Annotated in this window: 18 protein-coding genes; 4 read left to right on the plus strand and 14 right to left on the minus strand. The window is 66.2% G+C overall.

Annotation, left to right across the window (positions count from 1 at the left end; all coding sequences use genetic code 11):
* Positions 1–45: 45 nt before the first annotated feature.
* The 7 genes from E1832_RS20295 to E1832_RS20325 all read right to left on the minus strand — a co-directional run bounded on the left by E1832_RS20295 (position 46) and on the right by E1832_RS20325 (position 6,567).
* Positions 46–441 (minus strand): hypothetical protein, encoded by a 396-nt coding sequence (locus E1832_RS20295; RefSeq protein ID WP_133361615.1) that lies wholly within the window; start codon positions 439–441, stop codon positions 46–48.
* A 38-nt stretch (positions 442–479) separates the two neighbouring features.
* Positions 480–1,493 carry an endonuclease/exonuclease/phosphatase family protein gene (locus tag E1832_RS20300; RefSeq protein WP_133361616.1) on the minus strand — a complete coding sequence of 338 codons (1,014 nt, stop codon included), beginning with the start codon at positions 1,491–1,493 and terminating at the stop codon, positions 480–482.
* Positions 1,493–2,173, minus strand: coding sequence for a molecular chaperone DjiA (locus tag E1832_RS20305; protein ID WP_133361617.1), 681 nt, complete (start codon positions 2,171–2,173; stop codon positions 1,493–1,495). Before E1832_RS20305 ends, E1832_RS20300 begins: the two co-directional genes overlap by 1 nt.
* 110 nt (positions 2,174–2,283) lie before the next feature.
* Positions 2,284–2,895: a VOC family protein gene (locus tag E1832_RS20310; protein WP_133361618.1), complete on the minus strand. Its 612-nt coding sequence runs from the start codon at positions 2,893–2,895 to the stop codon at positions 2,284–2,286.
* Between the two features lie 87 nt (positions 2,896–2,982).
* A complete protein-coding gene (locus tag E1832_RS20315; protein ID WP_245514066.1) occupies positions 2,983–3,471 on the minus strand; it encodes an MAPEG family protein in 489 nt (162 codons plus the stop codon).
* Positions 3,468–5,597 carry a methylmalonyl-CoA mutase gene (gene scpA, locus E1832_RS20320; protein WP_133361619.1) on the minus strand — a complete coding sequence of 710 codons (2,130 nt, stop codon included), beginning with the start codon at positions 5,595–5,597 and terminating at the stop codon, positions 3,468–3,470. The genes E1832_RS20315 and scpA overlap by 4 nt, the downstream gene beginning before the upstream one ends.
* On the minus strand, positions 5,560–6,567 hold the full coding sequence (locus tag E1832_RS20325) for a hypothetical protein (protein ID WP_245514067.1): 1,008 nt from the start codon (positions 6,565–6,567) through the stop codon (positions 5,560–5,562). The genes scpA and E1832_RS20325 overlap by 38 nt, the downstream gene beginning before the upstream one ends.
* A 108-nt stretch (positions 6,568–6,675) precedes the next feature.
* Here E1832_RS20325 and E1832_RS20330 point away from each other — a divergent pair, with 108 nt between their 5' ends.
* Positions 6,676–7,128: a DUF4174 domain-containing protein gene (locus E1832_RS20330; protein WP_133361620.1), complete on the plus strand. Its 453-nt coding sequence runs from the start codon at positions 6,676–6,678 to the stop codon at positions 7,126–7,128.
* An 87-nt stretch (positions 7,129–7,215) separates the two neighbouring features.
* On the opposite strand, the gene E1832_RS20335 is transcribed toward E1832_RS20330, so the two are convergent.
* From E1832_RS20335 to E1832_RS20360, 7 genes are all read right to left on the minus strand, one after another.
* Entirely contained in the window at positions 7,216–9,261 is a 2,046-nt protein-coding gene (locus E1832_RS20335; RefSeq protein ID WP_133361621.1) for an acetyl-CoA carboxylase biotin carboxylase subunit, read from the minus strand.
* A 135-nt stretch (positions 9,262–9,396) separates the two neighbouring features.
* On the minus strand, positions 9,397–9,600 hold the full coding sequence (locus E1832_RS20340; protein WP_133361622.1) for a hypothetical protein: 204 nt from the start codon (positions 9,598–9,600) through the stop codon (positions 9,397–9,399).
* A 352-nt stretch (positions 9,601–9,952) separates the two neighbouring features.
* Positions 9,953–10,297 (minus strand): hypothetical protein, encoded by a 345-nt coding sequence (locus E1832_RS20345; protein WP_133361623.1) that lies wholly within the window; start codon positions 10,295–10,297, stop codon positions 9,953–9,955.
* Between the two features lie 78 nt (positions 10,298–10,375).
* On the minus strand, positions 10,376–10,519 hold the full coding sequence (locus E1832_RS22620) for a hypothetical protein (RefSeq protein WP_165978941.1): 144 nt from the start codon (positions 10,517–10,519) through the stop codon (positions 10,376–10,378).
* A 214-nt stretch (positions 10,520–10,733) separates the two neighbouring features.
* Positions 10,734–11,234, minus strand: coding sequence for a DUF6497 family protein (locus tag E1832_RS23035; RefSeq protein ID WP_133361624.1), 501 nt, complete (start codon positions 11,232–11,234; stop codon positions 10,734–10,736).
* A 61-nt stretch (positions 11,235–11,295) separates the two neighbouring features.
* Positions 11,296–11,697 (minus strand): cupin domain-containing protein, encoded by a 402-nt coding sequence (locus tag E1832_RS20355; RefSeq protein ID WP_206021084.1) that lies wholly within the window; start codon positions 11,695–11,697, stop codon positions 11,296–11,298.
* 85 nt (positions 11,698–11,782) lie between these two features.
* Positions 11,783–13,315 carry an acyl-CoA carboxylase subunit beta gene (locus tag E1832_RS20360; RefSeq protein ID WP_133361625.1) on the minus strand — a complete coding sequence of 511 codons (1,533 nt, stop codon included), beginning with the start codon at positions 13,313–13,315 and terminating at the stop codon, positions 11,783–11,785.
* Between the two features lie 243 nt (positions 13,316–13,558).
* Here E1832_RS20360 and E1832_RS20365 point away from each other — a divergent pair, with 243 nt between their 5' ends.
* From E1832_RS20365 to E1832_RS20375, 3 genes are all read left to right on the plus strand, one after another.
* Positions 13,559–14,809: a M10 family metallopeptidase gene (locus tag E1832_RS20365; RefSeq protein ID WP_245514069.1), complete on the plus strand. Its 1,251-nt coding sequence runs from the start codon at positions 13,559–13,561 to the stop codon at positions 14,807–14,809.
* Between the two features lie 33 nt (positions 14,810–14,842).
* Complete coding sequence (locus E1832_RS20370) at positions 14,843–16,072, plus strand: multidrug effflux MFS transporter (protein ID WP_133361626.1); 1,230 nt, start codon at positions 14,843–14,845, stop codon at positions 16,070–16,072.
* 73 nt (positions 16,073–16,145) lie between these two features.
* Positions 16,146–17,546: a helix-turn-helix domain-containing protein gene (locus E1832_RS20375; protein WP_133361627.1), complete on the plus strand. Its 1,401-nt coding sequence runs from the start codon at positions 16,146–16,148 to the stop codon at positions 17,544–17,546.
* Positions 17,547–17,551 lie beyond the last annotated feature (5 nt).

Below are 17,551 nucleotides of genomic sequence, written 5' to 3' on the forward strand. Positions count from 1 at the left end.
TACCGGTCCGCGGCAGGGGTTTCGGACGATGCTCGGTTCCGCAACTCAGATATCGGTCGGGCCTGCGGGCGGCTGCGCGTCCGTCTCCGGCTCTGCTTCGGGCTCAGGCCCCGGCTCAGGTTCGGGACGGCGGCGCAGAATGATATCGCCGTTGGGCAGCATTTCGGGCGGGAAGTAGCGCGTCCAGTCCTGCACCTCGTCCATCATCTCGGCCAGGGCCGGGCCCATTTCCTGGAAAAAGCTGCGCATCGACGGGCCCGCCCGCTCGGCGAAATCGCGCAGATCGTCCATTGCCGGTTCCATTTCCCGGCGCAGACCGTCCATGAAGAGGTGCAGCCCCTCCTCCATCAGCGAACGCCCGTCCCCCTCCTCCTGCGCGACCACGGGCGCGGCAGGGGCGGCAAGGACCAGCGAAAGGACAAGGGCAAGACGGTGTTTCATGACCCCAATATAAGGCCGGGGCGTTGGTTGCGTAAGGGTCATATGTCAATATCGAGCGTCACCGGGAAATGGTCCGACGCGGTGAGCAATGCCTCGCGCAGCTCTTCGAAGGCCCAGCAGGTCTCGTCCTCGAACGGGTGCCAGATGCGCCATGCGGGGCGGCGCGCCATCAGATCCTGCGACACCATGATGTAATCCAGAAGGGCCTGCAGATACCGGCCCTCCGGCTCGATATGAAACCGCGCCGAGGTCGGGACCGCCGGCGCGTGGGCCTTGAACGCCATGCGGGCATGCGGGTCGTACATGTCGTCGTTCAACAGGATCTCGACCGACGACCGGCCAAAAAGCTCTTCGAACTCGTCCAGGCCCGGCCCGTCGTTCATATCCCCCAGCAGAATCACCGGCTCGCCGTCGCCCAGATGCGCCGCGATCCGCGCCCGCAGCCAGATCGCCTGTGCCAGTTGCTTGCGCCGCGCCTCGATCGAGGCGCGCAGCATCTGGTCGCGGTTGCCGCCGCCATGCGGTGCCTTGGATTTCAGGTGCGCGCCGATCAGGCGCAGCCGGGTGCCCGCGGCGGTCTCGGCTGCCAGTTCCAGCGGCGGCTTGGAGAAACGCACCAGATCCTCGGTCCCGTCGCTGTCCAGGTCGATGCGGAATACCCCGTCAAAGCGCGGCGCGCCGTCGCTGCCCTTTTTGCCGGTCTCAGCGCCCTTCGGGTCATGGCGCACGGTGATCGCATCTGGATCGTAGAGCAGCGCGATCTCCTGATGGGTTTCGTTGGCAAAGCCGATGATCGCGCGGCGCTGGCGCAGGTCAAAGGCGCGGGCGAACCCCTCCAGCGCCTTGACCGTGTTCTGCCGGTGCCCGGTATTGGGTGCCTCGATGACCATCACCGCATCGGCCTCCAGCGCCGTAAACACCTTGCCCAGCGCCTCGATCTGCCGGGCGCGCGTGACCCCCTCGCGCCCCGACCACTGGTCGTCGACCAGAAGCTGATCCTCGTTGTCAAAGAGGTTGGCGAACCATTCGACGTTATAGGTCGCCAGCCGCATCAGCCCTGATCGCCGTTGATCTCGGACCAGGCCCGGTTGATGTCGACCATGCGCTTTTCGGCAAGGCGTATCGCCTCGGGCGGCACCCCGCGGGCGATCATCCGGTCGGGATGGCATTCGCGCACCAGGCGGCGCCAGGCCTGGCGCACCTCTGGCAAGGGGGTTCCAGGCGCCACGCCGAGAATGGCATAGGGGTCGGGTTCCGCGTCCAGGACGAACCGGGCCTTGAGCGCGTGGAACTCTGCCGGGCTGAGCCCGAAGATCCCTGCCACATCGGCAAGAAAATCATTCTCGCCCGGGTGAAAGAACCCGTCCGCCATCGCGATGTGAAACAGCCCCTCCATCAGATAGCAGAGCGTCTGACGGTCGTTGTCGAACATGCGGCGGATGCCCCGGGCGTATTCGCGGTACCCGGCCACATCGGTACGCGCCATGTTGAAGACGCGGGCCGCGCCCGCCTCGTCGGCGCGGGCGATCTGGAACACCTCGCGGAACGCGGTGACCTCGTCGCGGGTCACCTGCCCGTCGGCCTTGGCCATCTTGGCGCCCAGTGCGATCACCGCGATGGCAAAGGCGACGCTGCGCTGCGGCGGCGTGCGCAGACGGTCGAACACCTCGGTCAGGCTTTCGCCCTGACGCAGCGCGGTGAGCGCATCGGTTATGCGGGTCCAGATCGACATTCTTCAGCTTACCCCGCCAATAGGGCGGTGTCAGGTGCGGGCTCGGGTCGCGGTCTGACCGATTCTCCGCATCGGCACAAGGTCCGGCCGCCGCCCGGCACGGCGGCTGTTCAACGCAGGATCCGCCGCCCGTGCGGCGTGTCGACTTCCGCACTCAGCGCCGGATCGCCCGGCTCGAACGCCAGGCGGGCATCGGCCAGATGCAGCGCCAGCAGATCGCGCAGCGCCGACGCGTCGGGATGCGACACCACCAGGCGGTGCAGGCGGCAGCCCGAGGCGGGCAACAGGCTGGCGGGGTGAACATCGCACTGCCACTGGATCAGCGGCGGAAACAGGTTGTCGAACGGCAGCCTGCCGGTCGCCGGCACCGCCATGCGCCAGCGCAGATCGCCGCGGGTCAGCGACACCGGCGCGCCGGCATCGACAGGCAGGGCGGCCAGCAGCACGTCGAGATCATCACAGCGGCAGATCCAGTTGGTCAGCCGCGCCGGCCCCGAAAAATTGTCCAGATCGAACCAGCGCGGCCGCTCCGGCGCGGGGCGCGCGGGATCGGCTGCGATCGCCTCCAGATACAGCCCGTCCTCCAGCCCCAGAAGACGGTTGTGGGTGTTGAAGACGTCATGCTGCCCGCCCGGCCCCATCGCCACGCCCAGCGCCGCCTCGACCGCCTCGGTGGCCTCCTCCAGCGTTTCGCCCGATACCGCGATGTGGTCCAGTTCCATCCGCGCCCCTCCGCTTTGATCCGGCGTCAGCCTAGGCGGTGGCCCCGGGCACGACAAGCCGCGACCGCAGACTGTACAAATTCACGCTCAGACCGCCCAGGACACCAGCGCCCAGAGCCCCGCCAGCACCGTCGGATAGAAGGTGCCGGCGAACCCCAGCCCCCGCAGCGGCGGCGACAGGTGATAGCCGATCCAGAACAAAATCCGCATCAGCGCAAAGGACAGGCCCAGCGCGATCGCCACCGCCCCCCCCAGCGTCAGCGCGGCAAAGGGCCAGAGCGCCAGCGCCAGCGCCAGCTGTTCCAGCGTGTTGCGCAGCACCCGCTGGTCGATGTCGGCAGCCGAGCCCGGTGCCGGCTCCGCCCCGTCGATCAGCGCATCGTCGAAAAACCGCCGCGCCGCCAGCCGCCCGATCATCGCCGCGAGCACCAGCCCCGGCGCCAGGAATGCAGCGGGCAGCGCCACCGGCGCCGGCAGATAGGGCACCCCCATCAGCGCCGGCGCCGACAGCACCGCCAGCGCCCAGAAGGCGCCGGCGGCCATGCCCGCCAGAATGATCCGGCGCCTGGCTGTCACCCCCGCGCCTCGCGGATCAGCTTCAGGATGTCCTGGGCCGCGTGCGGGATATTGGTGCCGGGGCCAAAGATCGCCTTGACCCCATTGTCATAGAGGAACTGGTAATCCTGCTGCGGGATCACCCCGCCGCAGATCACGATGATGTCCCCGGCGCCCTGATCCTTCAGCGCCTGCACAAGCTGCGGCGCCAGCGTCTTGTGCCCCGCCGCCTGCGACGAGATGCCGACCACATGCACATCGTTGTCGACGGCGTCCTGAGCGGCCTCTTCCGGGGTCTGGAACAGCGGGCCCACATCGACGTCGAAGCCGATGTCGGCGAATGCGGTGGCGATCACCTTGGCGCCGCGGTCGTGGCCGTCCTGGCCCATCTTCACGACCAGCATGCGCGGCCGCCGCCCTTCGTCCTCGGCGAACTGCTCGACCGATTTCTGAATCGCGGCAAAACCTTCGTCGCCCTCGTAGGCCGCGCCATAGACGCCTGCCAGCGTCTTGACCTCGGCGCGGTGCCGGCCGAACACTTTTTCCATTGCCATGCTGATCTCTCCCACGGTGGCCCGGGCACGGGCCGCTTCGACCGCCGCCTCGAGCAGGTTGCCGCCCTCGCTGGCGCGGCGTGCAAGTTCATCCAGCGCCGCATTGCAGGCGACCTCGTCCCGTGTGGCGCGGATCCGCTCCAGCCGGGCGATCTGGCTCTCGCGCACGGCGACGTTGTCGACGTCGAGGATGTCGATCGGATCCTCCTTGTCCTTGCGATACTTGTTGACGCCGACGATCACCTCCTGGCCGCGGTCGATCATCGCCTGCCGGCGCGCGGCGGTCTCCTCGATCCGCAGTTTCGGCATGCCGGAGGCCACGGCCTTGGTCATGCCGCCCATCCCGTCGACCTCCTCGATCAGCTTCCACGCCTCTTCGGCGAGCTGCGCGGTCAGGCTTTCGACGTAATAGGAGCCCGCCAGCGGATCGACCACATTGGTGATGCCGGTTTCTTCCTGCAGGATCAGCTGGGTGTTGCGCGCGATCCGGGCCGAGAAATCGGTCGGCAGCGCGATCGCCTCGTCCAGCGCGTTGGTGTGCAGCGACTGGGTGCCGCCCAGAACCGCGCTCATCGCCTCATAGGCGGTGCGGATCACGTTGTTGTAGGGATCCTGCTCCTGCAGGCTGACGCCCGAGGTCTGGCAATGGGTGCGCAGCATCTTGGAACGCTCGTTCTGCGCGCCGAATTCCGTCATGATCCGGTGCCAGAGCAGCCGCGCGGCACGCAGCTTGGCCGCCTCCATGAAGAAGTTCATGCCGATGGCGAAGAAAAACGACAGCCGGCCTGCGAACTTGTCCACGTCCATGCCGGCCTCGATCGCGGCCTTCACGTATTCCCTGCCGTCGGCCAGGGTATAGGCCAGCTCCTGCACCAGGTTCGCGCCGGCCTCCTGCATGTGATAGCCGGAGATCGAGATCGAGTTGAATTTCGGCATCTCGTTCGAGGTGTATTCGATGATGTCCGAGATGATCCGCATCGAGGGTTCGGGCGGATAGATATAGGTGTTTCGGACCATGAACTCCTTCAGAATGTCGTTCTGAATGGTGCCCGCCAGCAGCGATTTGTCGTGGCCCTGCTCCTCGCCGGTGACGATGAAGTTCGCCAGGATCGGGATCACCGCGCCGTTCATCGTCATCGACACCGACACCTTGTCCAGCGGAATCCCGTCGAACAGGATCTTCATGTCCTCGACGCTGTCGATGGCGACACCCGCCTTGCCGACATCGCCGACAACGCGCGGGTGATCGCTGTCATAGCCACGGTGGGTGGCCAGGTCGAAGGCGACTGAGACGCCCTGCTGACCGGCGGCCAGGTTGCGGCGATAAAAGGCGTTGGATTCCTCGGCCGTCGAGAACCCCGCATATTGCCGGATTGTCCAGGGACGGCCGGCGTACATGGTGGCCTTCACCCCCCGGGTGAAGGGCGCAAAGCCCGGCAGCGTGCCCATATGGGGCAGATCGCCGGTGTCTTCCTCGGTATAGAGCGGCTTGACCTCGATGCCTTCCAGCGTGGTCCAGTCGAGATCCGCCAACGGGCGGCCGCGCAGCTCTTTCTCAGCCAGCGCCCGCCAGTCGTCTATCTTCTTTGTCATCGCATATTCCTCTTGTCGCATTCCTGTGCGGCGGGATCGGATCCGCCGCCTGTTTCCTGTCGGGATCCCCGGCCAGCCGGGCGATCCCGCCGGCCCCGCCGATGATCCACATCATGTCGTCGGCATACCCCTCGCGCAGGGTGGCGGCCTGGGCCTCGGAGAAGGGCCGCCAGCGGTCGTCGTCCGGCGGCAGCAGGGCCGCCTCGGGTTTTGGCAACCAGGCGCGCAGTTCCGGCAGCCGGGGGGTGGCATTGAGCCAGCCGCGCGCATGGGTCCGGGGCGCCGCCAGGCCGGCGATCGCCTCGAGCTGCGCCTCGGGCCGTCCGCCGAAGGTTTCGAAGGGCAGGACCACCAGATCCGCCCCGGGAATGGCGCCGGCGACCTCTGCGATCACGTCGCGCCAGCTTCGGCCGGCCGATGCCAGCCGCTCCAGCGCCGCCGCGGACGGCACCCCCGCGCCCCGGGTCACCGCCTGTGACAGCACGGCCGCCCAATAAGCGTCAAGCGCGCGGATATTCAGCGCGACGGTCAGCCTGTACCCGTCGAAGGCCCGGCCCAGGCGCGCCATCCGCTCGCCCAGCCCGCAATAGAGCCCGCCGAGCCGGAGATTGACGCGCGGCGCGCCCATGACACCCGGATCGCTGACGATCAGCCGCTGCGCCCCGGCCTCGGCGCAGGCGGCCAGATTGATCCGGATACGGCCCGCCGCCCGGGGCGCGCCGTCGCGCCCGCTCAGGGGCCGGTCATCGGGCATCAGCCCCGCGAAAAGCCCGTGCCGGGTGCGGCGCGGGCCCCAGACCGCACAGCCCGACGCCGCCAGCCGCGTCCGGTTCTGGTGCAGATAGTCCTGAAAGGTGGTGGTGGCGCACAGATGCGCGCCGATGTGCAGAATGACATCCATCGCTTTGCCGGTCCTTGTCCGTCGGGCCGCCCCGGTCGGCCCGCTGTCGGGGAATGGCAAGATGGTCATGCACAACCCCTGACAAAGCGATTAACGATGAACTTTTTGCCGCCAGATGCGAAAACCATGGTCGCATTCCCCGCCCACGAGCCTATATTTGCCCGGACAGGAGATCGCATGAAACGCATCCTAGCCTTTGTTATTGCTACATTTATCCCTTTCTCGGCCCTCGCGGCCGAAGAGGCCGGCCCGGCAGATGAGGCCCTGATCCAGCCGGTGGGCGAGACCGAGCTTGGCGCCTTTCTCTGGCTCAGGCGCCCGATCCTGATCTTTTCCGACACGCCCTCGGACCCGCGGTTCATCGACCAGATCGCCATGCTGGAGGCCGAGGCCGCACGGCTGACCGAGCGTGACGTGGTGATCCTGACCGACACCGATCCCGGCGCCCGCAGCCCGGCGCGGCAAAAACTGCGCCCGCGCGGGTTCCAGTTCGTGCTGATCGCCAAGGACGGCACCGTCGCACTGCGCAAACCGGCGCCGCTGAGCGTGCGCGAGATCACCCGCACCATCGACAAGATGCCGATGCGCCAGCGCGAGGTCGAAGAGCGTCGGGCCGCGCCAGACAAGTAGATCGCCGCGCGGCCCGGCCCCCGGAGCCCGGCGCGTATCCGCACCGGGGCATCGGGCCGTGGATCTGCCGCGCGCCGTATCATTGGGTTACTCGAACTCCATGATCACATCGTCCACCGCCAGGCTGTCGCCCGGCGCGGCGTTGATACCGGAGACCACGCCGCTGCGCTCGGCGCGCAGGATATTCTCCATCTTCATCGCCTCGACAGTGCAGAGCGCCTGCCCCTCCTGCACCTCGTCGCCGACCTCGACATCGACCTTCACGATCAGGCCGGGCATCGGGCACAGCAGAAGTTTCGAGGTGTCCGGCGGCATCTTTTCAGGCATCAGCGCGGCCAGCTCGGCCTGGCGCGGATTGCGCACATGCACCTTAAGATCGGCGCCGCGGCTGCGGACGCGGAAGCCCTGGGTGATCTTGCCCACCTTCAGCACAAGCCTGTCGCCATCGACGTCGATCTCGGCAAGCTGATCGCCCGGAGTCCAGTCGCTGGCCACCCGATGGCTGCTGCCATCGCCGAATTTCACCGTCGATCCCTGGTGATCGGCGACCACGGTGACCGGATAGGACTGCCCCTGGAGGGCTACGACCCACTCTTCGCCGACATGGCGCTCGTGGTTGTCCATCCGGCCCGAGATGCGCGCGCGCCGGATCTCGGCCACCCGGTGCATCGCCGCGGCGCTGGCCGCGATCCGGCGCAGCGCCAGTTCCGGCAATTCCACGCCGGTGAATCCGTCGGGGTATTCCTCGGCGATAAAGGCGGTGGTGATGTCGCCCGAGACGAATTTGGGATGATCCATCACCGCGCTGAGGAACGGCAGGTTATGGCCGATCCCCTCGACCTCGAAGCCGTCCAGCGCATCGCGCATCGCCTCGATCGCCTCGGCGCGGGTCGGCGCCCAGGTGCAGAGCTTGGCGATCATCGGATCATAGTACATGCTGATCTCGCCGCCCTCGAAGACGCCGGTATCGTTGCGCACGGCGGTTTCACCGGCCGGGGCCTCGCCCTGCCATTTGCCATTGGCCAGCAGCGGCCCGGCGGCCATTTCCGCCGGCGGACGGTAGCGGGTCAGACGGCCGATCGACGGCAGGAAGTTGCGATAGGGATCCTCGGCGTAAAGCCGGTTCTCGATTGCCCAGCCGGTCAGCTTCACGTCGGCCTGAGTGATCGACAGCGGCTCGCCGGCGGCGACGCGGATCATCTGCTCCACAAGATCGACGCCGGTGATCAGTTCGGTCACCGGATGCTCCACCTGAAGCCGGGTGTTCATTTCGAGGAAGTAGAAGTTCTTGTCGCCGTCGACGATGAACTCCACGGTGCCGGCGCTGGCATAATCGACCGCCTGCGCCAGTGCCACCGCCTGTTCGCCCATCGCGCGGCGGGTCGCCTCGTCCAGGAACGGGCTGGGGGCCTCTTCGACCACTTTCTGGTTGCGGCGCTGGATCGAGCATTCCCGCTCGCCCAGATAGACGCCGTTGCCATGGCTGTCGCAGAGCACCTGAATCTCGATATGGCGCGGTTGCGTCACGAATTTCTCGATAAAGATGCGGTCATCGCCGAACGAACTGGCCGCCTCGTTCTTGGAGCTTTGGAAGCCTTCGCGCGCCTCCTCGTCATTCCAGGCGATGCGCATGCCCTTGCCGCCGCCGCCGGCGCTGGCCTTGATCATCACCGGATAGCCGATGTCGCCCGAGATCTTCACCGCCTCGTCGGCATCCCCGATCAGGCCCATATAGCCAGGTACGGTCGAGACGCCGGCCTCCTGCGCGATCTTCTTGGACGTAATCTTGTCGCCCATCGCCTCGATCGCCTTGACCGGGGGGCCGACAAAGGCGACGCCCTCGGCCTCCAGCGCCTGGGCGAATTTCGGGTTTTCCGACAAAAAGCCATAGCCCGGGTGCACCGCCTTGGCGCCGGTTGCGCGGATCGCCTCCATGATCTTGTCGATCACGATATAGGACTGGTTGGCCTGGGGCGGGCCGATATGCACCGCCTCATCGGCCATTTCCACATGCAGCGCGTGTTTGTCGGCGTCGGAATAGACGGCGACCGTGCCGATCCCCATCTTGCGGGCGGTCTTGATAACGCGGCAGGCAATCTCGCCCCGGTTGGCGATCAGGATCTTGTTGAACATGCTTCGTCCTTCGTTCTTGGGTGGCTGTCACGCGAAACGCCGGCCCGGGCCATATGGCCCGAACCGGCGTTCGGTTGAGGTCGGATCGGCCCGCAGGCGGGCCGGAATGTCATCGGCTGCGGGCGCGCGCCCGGCTCAGCAGTCTTCGGGGTGTTCCTGACAATAGAGCAGGTTGGCCGCCGCCCCCGCCGCCGCCCCGACGCCGCGGTTGGTGTCGAGCACGGCCGCCCCGAGATAGCCGGCGCCGGCGCCGTAAAGCAGCTGCTCGCCCGGATCGTCGCCGCAAGCCACCAGGCCCGTGCAGGCCGCAAGGGCCAGGATAATTCGTTTCGCCCGCATGTTACCGCTCCTTCTTGTTCCGCGTCGGTTCGCTGCGAAATCAAACCGTCAGGCGCGGGAACAGGCAAGCGCGATCGCAGCGCATCGCCGCCTTTGGCAGAACGCCGCCGATCGCCCCGACGCCCGCCGCGCGAAAAGAAGACGGGCAGGCCGACGCGGAGCGCCTGCACCTGCCCGTTACAGGAAGGGGTACGGAACGGTTGGTCCGAAGCGCGGCGGAAAAGCGATCCGTCCGACGCTGATGTCATGCTGATACAGACGGATCGCGCCGCCAAGCGCAGCCCGGCGCACGGCCCGGTTTGGGCCGTAATCTGCCGGTTTTTCCAGCCTGTGGGCAAGACACCGCCGATGTTCATCCGAACAGCTCCGGAAAACTGGCGCGCGCCACCGCAACGTCGATCACCAGAAGCGCATCATAGCTTTCGGGATCGAAGGGATCCTCGGCCGGGATCACCTCGCGGCCGAACAGCCAGCTCAGCCGGCCGGCATCGAGATTGCCGCGCTCAAAAGGCTGATCGCCGAAATGTTCCCACAGCGCCCGCATGAAACCGGCATCGGCGCGGCGGTCGGCCGGGCGGCGATCGGAAAAACGTTCGCGCCGGATCAGCGGCGTCACACCCTTGGGGTTCGGGCGGCGGATGATGAACTGGAAATCGGTGCCGGGAAGGCGGCCGGGAAAACCGCGGTGTTTCAGCATGACCGCGCCCCCCGGTCGGGCCGCGGCGCGACAGGCGGGACTGGCGGGACAGGCCCGAAGGCCAGCCCCGCGCGCGTCTTACTTGTACTTGCCGGTAAAGGCCGGCTCGACCGAGATCGGCTCCGGCTCGACCACGACATACTCCTGCTTGGGCGAGTTGTCGCAGGCCGCCACGGTGGCGACGAAGCCAACCATGGCAAGGAATTGGATGCTCTTCGACATCTGTTTCTCCTGACTAGTTCACTGAAACCAACAGGGCGCACGTGCCCTGCCTGCCTCAACCTCGAGGTTTCAGCCGCTGTACCGCGGCCGGCCCCGGGTATAGCCGAAATCACGCCGAAAATATATCCACAGCCTGTCAACAGGCCGGCCTGTGGCGGCAAAGCCTCAACTGGAACCATAGGTGAGCTTTTCCTCGCAAGATATTGTAGCATAGTCAAAACCCTTCCCAGATGCAGCGGTCGTTCTCGACCCTGTAGGCCTCGAAATACTGGGTGACGTCGGGCGCGGACTCGCCAAACGGCACCGCACGATCCGACAGCGAAATCACTACGCGCTCTGCCCTGATCCCGGTTTCGGCCAGATAGGGCAGCGCGACGGCGGCGCACAGATAGTCCATGTCCGCCGCGCTCTGCGCCGGACCGGCGACGGTGTCGATCTGAGGCGCAACAAAACGGACCCGCAGCCAGGGCGCGCCGGGGGCGTCATCCTGCAGGACCTCGTGCAGGATCACTTTCTGGCCGGACGGCACCGGCACAGGCTCAGGGGATTGCGCGGAAACCGGCGCGGCGATAACGGCCGCCGCCAGGATCGGTCCCGCAAGGTCGCAGCCCCGGCCCCGCCGCGAACGGAAGGCTCCTCCTGCCGGGGCTGCTGGCGGCGCGCGGAACCCCGCGCCCGCGATCCTGTCTTGCGGCTTTTGCGGCGGGGCGATCATCGCGCGGCAACCTCCGCGCTGTCAATTCCCGCGGACGTTGCACGCGCATTTCCGTCGGATGTCATTTCGGCGCCTCCTCGTCACGGGTGGCAAACTCTGCCGGAGAGATGATCTCAATCAGTTCCATATCGTCGGAGTGGCGGCATTCGCGATGCCTGATCCCCGGCGGTTGCAGCACGCAGGAGCCGGCGCGCAACACATGTTCGCCCTCGCCCTCGTATTCGAACACCACCCAGCCGCAGGTCACATAGACCATCTGGAAATCCAGATCGTGGGAATGCCAAGCGCCCGGGCTTTCCATCCCCGGCACCGCACGGATCACATGGGCGCCAAACTTGCCTTTGGTGGCCGTCTTGATGCCCAAGTCGCGGTATTCGAAGAACGCCCGCAGCCCCTCGCCCACGAACTTGCCATCGTCGGCGTGGGAGATGGTGAAGGCCTGGTTTTTCCACAGCTGGGTCATGGGGGGCTCCCGTGTCTGCAAGGCCCCGCCGGGGGCCGATGTCGGAGCCTCCGGCGGGGATATTTATCCGTAAGAAAAGACCGGATCAGAGCGGAATGTTGTCGTGCTTTTTCCAGGGATTTTCCAGCTTCTTGTTGCGCAAGGACGCAAAGGCGCGCGCCACGCGTTTGCGGGTCGAATGCGGCTGGATCACCTCGTCGATAAAGCCCTTTTCGGCCGCCACGAAGGGGTTGGCGAACCGGTCCTCGTAATCCTTGGTGCGCTGCGCGATCTTTTCCGGATCGCCCAGTTCCGAGCGATACAGGATCTCGGTCGCGCCCTTGGCGCCCATCACCGCGATCTCGGCGGTGGGCCAGGCATAGTTGAAATCGCCGCGGATGTGCTTGGAACTCATCACGTCATAGGCGCCGCCATAGGCCTTGCGGGTGATCACGGTGACCTTCGGCACCGTCGCCTCGCCATAGGCGAACAGAAGCTTGGCGCCATGCTTGATGACGCCGCCATATTCCTGAGAGGTGCCGGGCAGGAAGCCGGGCACATCGACCAGGGTCAGGATCGGGATCTCGAAGGCGTCGCAGAACCGCACGAAGCGCGCCGCCTTGCGGCTGCTGTCGATGTCGAGGCACCCGGCCAGCACCATCGGCTGGTTGGCCACCACGCCCACGCTCTGCCCTTCCAGCCGGATGAAGCCGGTGATGATGTTCTTGGCGAAATCCTCCTGGATCTCATAGAAATCGCCCTCATCCGCGACCTTCAGGATCAGTTCCTTCATGTCGTAGGGGGTGTTGGCGTTTTCCGGGACCAGGGTGTCGAGGCTCATCTCGACCCGGCCGGGGGCATCGAAGAACGGGCGCACCGGCGGCTTTTCGCGGTTGTTCAGCGGCAGGAAATCGACCAGGCGGCGGACCTCGGCCAGCGCCTCCACGTCGTTTTCAAAGGCGCCGTCCGCGACCGAGCTCTTGCGGGTATGGGTCGAGGCGCCGCCAAGCTCCTCCGCGGTGACCTGTTCGTTGGTCACCGTCTTCACCACGTCGGGGCCGGTCACGAACATATACGAGGTGTCCTTCACCATGAAGATGAAGTCGGTCATCGCCGGGGAATAGACCGCGCCGCCGGCACAGGGGCCCATGATCAGGGAAATCTGCGGCACCACGCCCGAGGCCATGATATTGCGCTGGAACACGTCGGCATAACCGGCGAGCGAGGCGACCCCCTCCTGGATCCGGGCACCGCCGGAGTCGTTGATGCCGATCACCGGCGCGCCGTTCTGCACCGCCATATCCATGATCTTGCAGATCTTCTGCGCGTGGGTCTCGCTGAGCGAGCCGCCAAACACGGTGAAATCCTGGGAAAACACATAGACCATGCGGCCGTTGATCGTGCCCCAGCCGGTCACCACCCCGTCGCCATAGGGGCGCTGCTCCTGCATTCCGAAATCGGTGCAGCGATGGGCGACGAACATGTCAAACTCTTCGAAACTGTCCTCGTCCAGCAGCAGGTCGATGCGCTCGCGCGCGGTCAGTTTGCCGCGGGCATGCTGCGCGTCGATCCGCTTCTGTCCGCCACCCAGGCGGGCGGCGTCGCGGCGCTCTTCCAGCTCGGAAAGAATGTCCTTCATGATGCGTATCCCCTGTAAGATTTCAGCGGACCATATAGGCAGGACAGCCGCCGCCAAAGTAAAATTCGGCAAATTTGCAAAGACAGGTAAACATGCGGCTGCATAAATGAATAACTGCAAATATCACCCCGCGCGGGCACGACCTTCTTTGTGGACCGCGATTTTGCTACTATGATCGAACCGGAACCGTTCTTTGCCCGATCGAGGCCCGACATGATTTCCAAGACCGACATTCTTTCCTCCATGCAATTTCCCCTGTTGAACTCGGTCGACCCGATCAACGGCACCGGCGATCCACGCGAGACGATCACCTATCAATACGCCGGCACCAGCGAGCCGGCCGATTTGGCGACCGGCAGCAGCTACACCGGCTGGACCGCCTTTTCCGCCAGCGAGAAGACCGCCTTCGAGGCGGCGCTGGCGCATATCGAGACCTTTCTCAACGTCACGTTCGATGAGGTGACCGGCAGCGACGACCCGGACATGAACGTCGGCAAGGTCACCCTTGCCGGTTCCACCGCCGGATATGGCGGCTACAGCGCGACGACTTCCGGCGGTTCGATCATCGAATACGACAGCTTTGTCGTCTATGACAACACGCTGGATTTGACAGGACAACCCGACCTGATCCTGCATGAACTGGGCCATGCGCTGGGGCTGAAGCACCCTTTCTCGCCGCCGTCTGTGCCGGACGCGCTGGAAAACAACAAATACACGATCATGTCCTATGACCCAAACCCCGACAACGGGCTCAACGCCGATGCGATGATGCTGTTCGACGTTTTCGCCCTGCAGGACATCTGGGGGGAGGTCGGCTACAACGCGGGCAACACCACCTATTCGGGGTCGCGCACCGATACGGTGGACGCGGTCTGGGACACCGGCGGGCGCGACACCTTTGACGCCTCGTCCCGGGCCGGGGCCGTGACGCTGAACCTCAAGGCCGGAAAATTCTCGAGTTTCGACGCCGCCGACGACGTGGTGATCACCTATGGCACCGTGATCGAGGACGCCCTTGGCGGCGCAGGCAGCGACAAGTTGATCGGAAACGGCGCCAGGAACACCCTCAAGGGCGGCGGCGGAAGCGACACGATCAAAGGCGGCGGCGGCAACGACAGACTGTCCGGGCAGGCCGGCGACGACACGCTGAAGGGCGCGAAGGGCCGCGACGTCCTTCTGGGCGGCGGCGGCGACGACACCCTCAAGGGCGGCGGGAAAAAGGACACACTCAAGGGGCAGGCCGGCGACGATATGCTGTTCGGACAGGCGGGCGCCGACAGGTTCATCTTCGCCAAGGGCAACGGCAACGACACCGTTGCCGATTTCACCGACGACACCGACAGCCTTGTGTTCAAGAAGCTGGGCGATGCCGACGCAATCCTGGCGCTGGCCACGCAGGTGGGCGCCGACGTGCTGTTCGATTTCGGTGGCGGCGATACGCTGACTGTTCTAGACACGATCGTGAGCGTGTTAAGCGATGACATCATCGCCTGACGCGGGAGCGAGAACAATCTGCAACGGCACCAAATGGTACAGCGACAGGGGCCTGCCGGGCGCGATGCGCGCAAAGCGCCGCCGCGAACGCCCCCCCATATCGGCACTCTGATCCTGCTGTCCGGCCTGTCGGCACTGGGCATGAACATCTTTCTGCCCAGCCTGCCGGGCATGACCGAGTATTTTCAGACCGACTACCGGCTGATGCAGCTTTCCGTCGCGCTCTATCTGGGTGTGAACGCGGTGGTGCAACTCGTGATCGGGCCGGTGGCCGACAGCATGGGGCGGCGGCCGGTGATCCTGTGGGGGCTGGCGCTTTTCCTGATCGCCACGCTGGGCTGCATCTTTGCCCCCACGGTCGAGGTGTTCCTGCTGTTCCGCATGTGCCAGGCGGTTGTGGTGGTGGGCATGGTGCTGGGCCGGGCCGCGGTGCGCGACATCTATCCGCAGGATACCGCCGCCAGCATGATCGGCTATGTCACCATGGGCATGGCCATCGTGCCGATGATGGGGCCGATTGCCGGCGGCTTCCTCGACCAGTTCTTTGGCTGGACCGCGAATTTCTGGTTGCTGTTGCTGGTCGGCGCGCTGACGCTGGCGCTGACCTATGCCGATTTCGGCGAGACCGCGCAGAAAAGCGGCAAGGGCCTGATCGCCCAGTTCCGCGAATACCCCGAGCTGCTGCGCTCGCCGCGGTTCTGGGGCTATACGATGGCCGCCGCCTTCTCCGCGGGCTGCTTTTTCGCCTACCTTGGCGGCGCGCCCTTCGTCGGCACCGAGGTCTATGGCCTCGACCCCGGCGTGCTGGGCATCTATTTCGGCGCCCCCGCGCTGGGTTACCTGATCGGCAATTTCCTCTCCGGACGATTCTCGGTGCGGGTCGGGATCAACCGCATGGTGCTCTGGGGCTGCCTGGTCTGCGCCGGCGGGGTGTCGGTGTCGCTGATCGTGATGGCCGCCGGGGCCGGCTCGGTCGAGACCTTCTTCGGGTTCATGACCTTCGTCGGCCTCGGCAACGGCATGGCCCTGCCCAACGCCACCGCCGGCTCGCTCTCGGTGCGCCCGCATCTGGCCGCCACCGCCTCGGGTCTCAGCGGCGCGACCATGCTGGGCGGCGGCGCCGGGCTCAGCGCGCTGGCCGGCGCCCTGCTGACCCCGGCCTCGGGCGCCTGGCCGCTGCTCGTCATCATGCTGGTGGTCTCGGCGCTGGGGATCGCCTCCATCCTGCTGGTGATCGCCCGGGAACGGCAACTGGGCCTCTAGCGGCGCGGCGGGGCTTGCCCGGGACGGTTTGCAAACCTAATCTCTCGGAAAAGCGAAACTGCAAAGGCACCCCATGGCCACCCAGAAACTCTATGCCGGCGCGAAACTGCGCGAGATGCGCACGCGGCTTGGTCTGACGCAAAAGGATTTTGCGGCCAAGTTGGGCGTGTCGCTGCCCTATCTGAACCAGATGGAGAACAACAACCGCCCCGTCAGCACCACCGTGGTGCTGGCGCTGGCGCAGGAGTTCGGCATGGATGTGACCGAACTGTCCACCGGCGACAGCGAACGGCTGGTCAGCGACATGCGCGAGGCGCTGGCCGATCCGGTCTTTGCCGATGCCGCCCCGCCACTGGCCGATCTTCGGCTGGCCGCCTCGAACGCGCCGGCGCTGGCGCGCGCCTTTCTCGCCCTGCACCGCAGCTATCGGCAGACCCACGAACGGCTGGCCTCGCTGGACGAGGCACTGGGGCGCGAGGATGCGCGGTTGCAGGCCAGTCCCTGGGAAGAGGTGCGCGATTTCTTCCACTACTGCGACAACTATATCGACGCGGTGGACCGCGCGGCGGAGAATTTCGCCACCCGGGGCGCCGGGCCCGGCCGCCTTGGCGAGACCGCGCAATCGGTGCTGGAGCGGATGGGCATCCGCATCGAGCTGGCCGATATCGCGCCGCTGCGCCAGTTCGATGCCGCGACCGGGCTGCTGCGGCTCTCGACCCGCGCCAGCCCGGAAACCCGCCTGTTCCAGACGCTGCTGCAACTGGCGCTGCTCAAACAGGACAAACTGCTGGAGGCGACGCTGGATTTCGCCCGGTTCCGCAACGACGAGGCCCGCGCCATCGCCAAGATCGGGCTGGCCAATTACTTTGCCGGCGCCGCCCTGATGCCCTATGGCGCCTTTCTCGAGGCCGCCCAGACCCATCGCCACGATCTCGAGGTTCTCAGCGCGCGTTTCGGCGCCTCCTTCGAGCAGGTCGCGCATCGGCTCTCCACCCTGCAACGGCCCGGCGCCAAGGGCATCCCGTTCTTCTTCGCCCGGGTCGATCAGGCCGGCACCATCACCAAGCGGCACAGCGCCACGCGGCTGCAATTCGCCCGCTTCGGCGGCGCCTGCCCGCTGTGGAACGTGCACCGCGCCTTTGAAACCCCGGGCCGGTTCCTGCGGCAGCTGGCCGAGACACCGGACGGGGTGCGCTATGTCAACCTGGCCCGCGACGTGTCCAAACCCGGCGGCAGCTTCGGCGCGCCGGTGCGCCGCTATGCCATCGCGCTGGGCTGCGAGGTGCGCCACGCCCCCGCGCTGGTCTATGCCGACACGCTGGACGTGACCAATGCCGAGGCCTTCGAGCCGATCGGCATCTCCTGCCGCATCTGCGAGCGCAAGACCTGCCACCAACGCTCGGTCCCGCCGCTGGAGCGGCGGCTGAGCATCGACGCCAATCAGCGCGGCGTGCTGCCCTATGATGTGAACTGAGCGCG

It is taken from the genome of Antarcticimicrobium luteum, assembly GCF_004358185.1.
GTDB lineage: Bacteria > Pseudomonadota > Alphaproteobacteria > Rhodobacterales > Rhodobacteraceae > Antarcticimicrobium > Antarcticimicrobium luteum.

Excerpts from the sequence above, each read along its gene's own strand:
- E1832_RS20295 (WP_133361615.1), bottom strand. The coding sequence starts at position 441 with ATGAAACACCGTCTTGCCCTTGTCCTTTCGCTGGTCCTTGCCGCCCCT.
- E1832_RS20300 (WP_133361616.1), bottom strand. The coding sequence starts at position 1,493 with ATGCGGCTGGCGACCTATAACGTCGAATGGTTCGCCAACCTCTTTGAC.
- E1832_RS20305 (WP_133361617.1), bottom strand. The coding sequence starts at position 2,173 with ATGTCGATCTGGACCCGCATAACCGATGCGCTCACCGCGCTGCGTCAG.
- E1832_RS20310 (WP_133361618.1), bottom strand. The coding sequence starts at position 2,895 with ATGGAACTGGACCACATCGCGGTATCGGGCGAAACGCTGGAGGAGGCC.
- scpA (WP_133361619.1), bottom strand. The coding sequence starts at position 5,597 with ATGACAAAGAAGATAGACGACTGGCGGGCGCTGGCTGAGAAAGAGCTG.
- E1832_RS20325 (WP_245514067.1), bottom strand. The coding sequence starts at position 6,567 with ATGACCATCTTGCCATTCCCCGACAGCGGGCCGACCGGGGCGGCCCGA.
- E1832_RS20330 (WP_133361620.1), top strand. The coding sequence starts at position 6,676 with ATGAAACGCATCCTAGCCTTTGTTATTGCTACATTTATCCCTTTCTCG.
- E1832_RS20335 (WP_133361621.1), bottom strand. The coding sequence starts at position 9,261 with ATGTTCAACAAGATCCTGATCGCCAACCGGGGCGAGATTGCCTGCCGC.
- E1832_RS20340 (WP_133361622.1), bottom strand. The coding sequence starts at position 9,600 with ATGCGGGCGAAACGAATTATCCTGGCCCTTGCGGCCTGCACGGGCCTG.
- E1832_RS20345 (WP_133361623.1), bottom strand. The coding sequence starts at position 10,297 with ATGCTGAAACACCGCGGTTTTCCCGGCCGCCTTCCCGGCACCGATTTC.
- E1832_RS22620 (WP_165978941.1), bottom strand. The coding sequence starts at position 10,519 with ATGTCGAAGAGCATCCAATTCCTTGCCATGGTTGGCTTCGTCGCCACC.
- E1832_RS23035 (WP_133361624.1), bottom strand. The coding sequence starts at position 11,234 with ATGATCGCCCCGCCGCAAAAGCCGCAAGACAGGATCGCGGGCGCGGGG.
- E1832_RS20355 (WP_206021084.1), bottom strand. The coding sequence starts at position 11,697 with ATGACCCAGCTGTGGAAAAACCAGGCCTTCACCATCTCCCACGCCGAC.
- E1832_RS20360 (WP_133361625.1), bottom strand. The coding sequence starts at position 13,315 with ATGAAGGACATTCTTTCCGAGCTGGAAGAGCGCCGCGACGCCGCCCGC.
- E1832_RS20365 (WP_245514069.1), top strand. The coding sequence starts at position 13,559 with ATGCAATTTCCCCTGTTGAACTCGGTCGACCCGATCAACGGCACCGGC.
- E1832_RS20370 (WP_133361626.1), top strand. The coding sequence starts at position 14,843 with ATGGTACAGCGACAGGGGCCTGCCGGGCGCGATGCGCGCAAAGCGCCG.
- E1832_RS20375 (WP_133361627.1), top strand. The coding sequence starts at position 16,146 with ATGGCCACCCAGAAACTCTATGCCGGCGCGAAACTGCGCGAGATGCGC.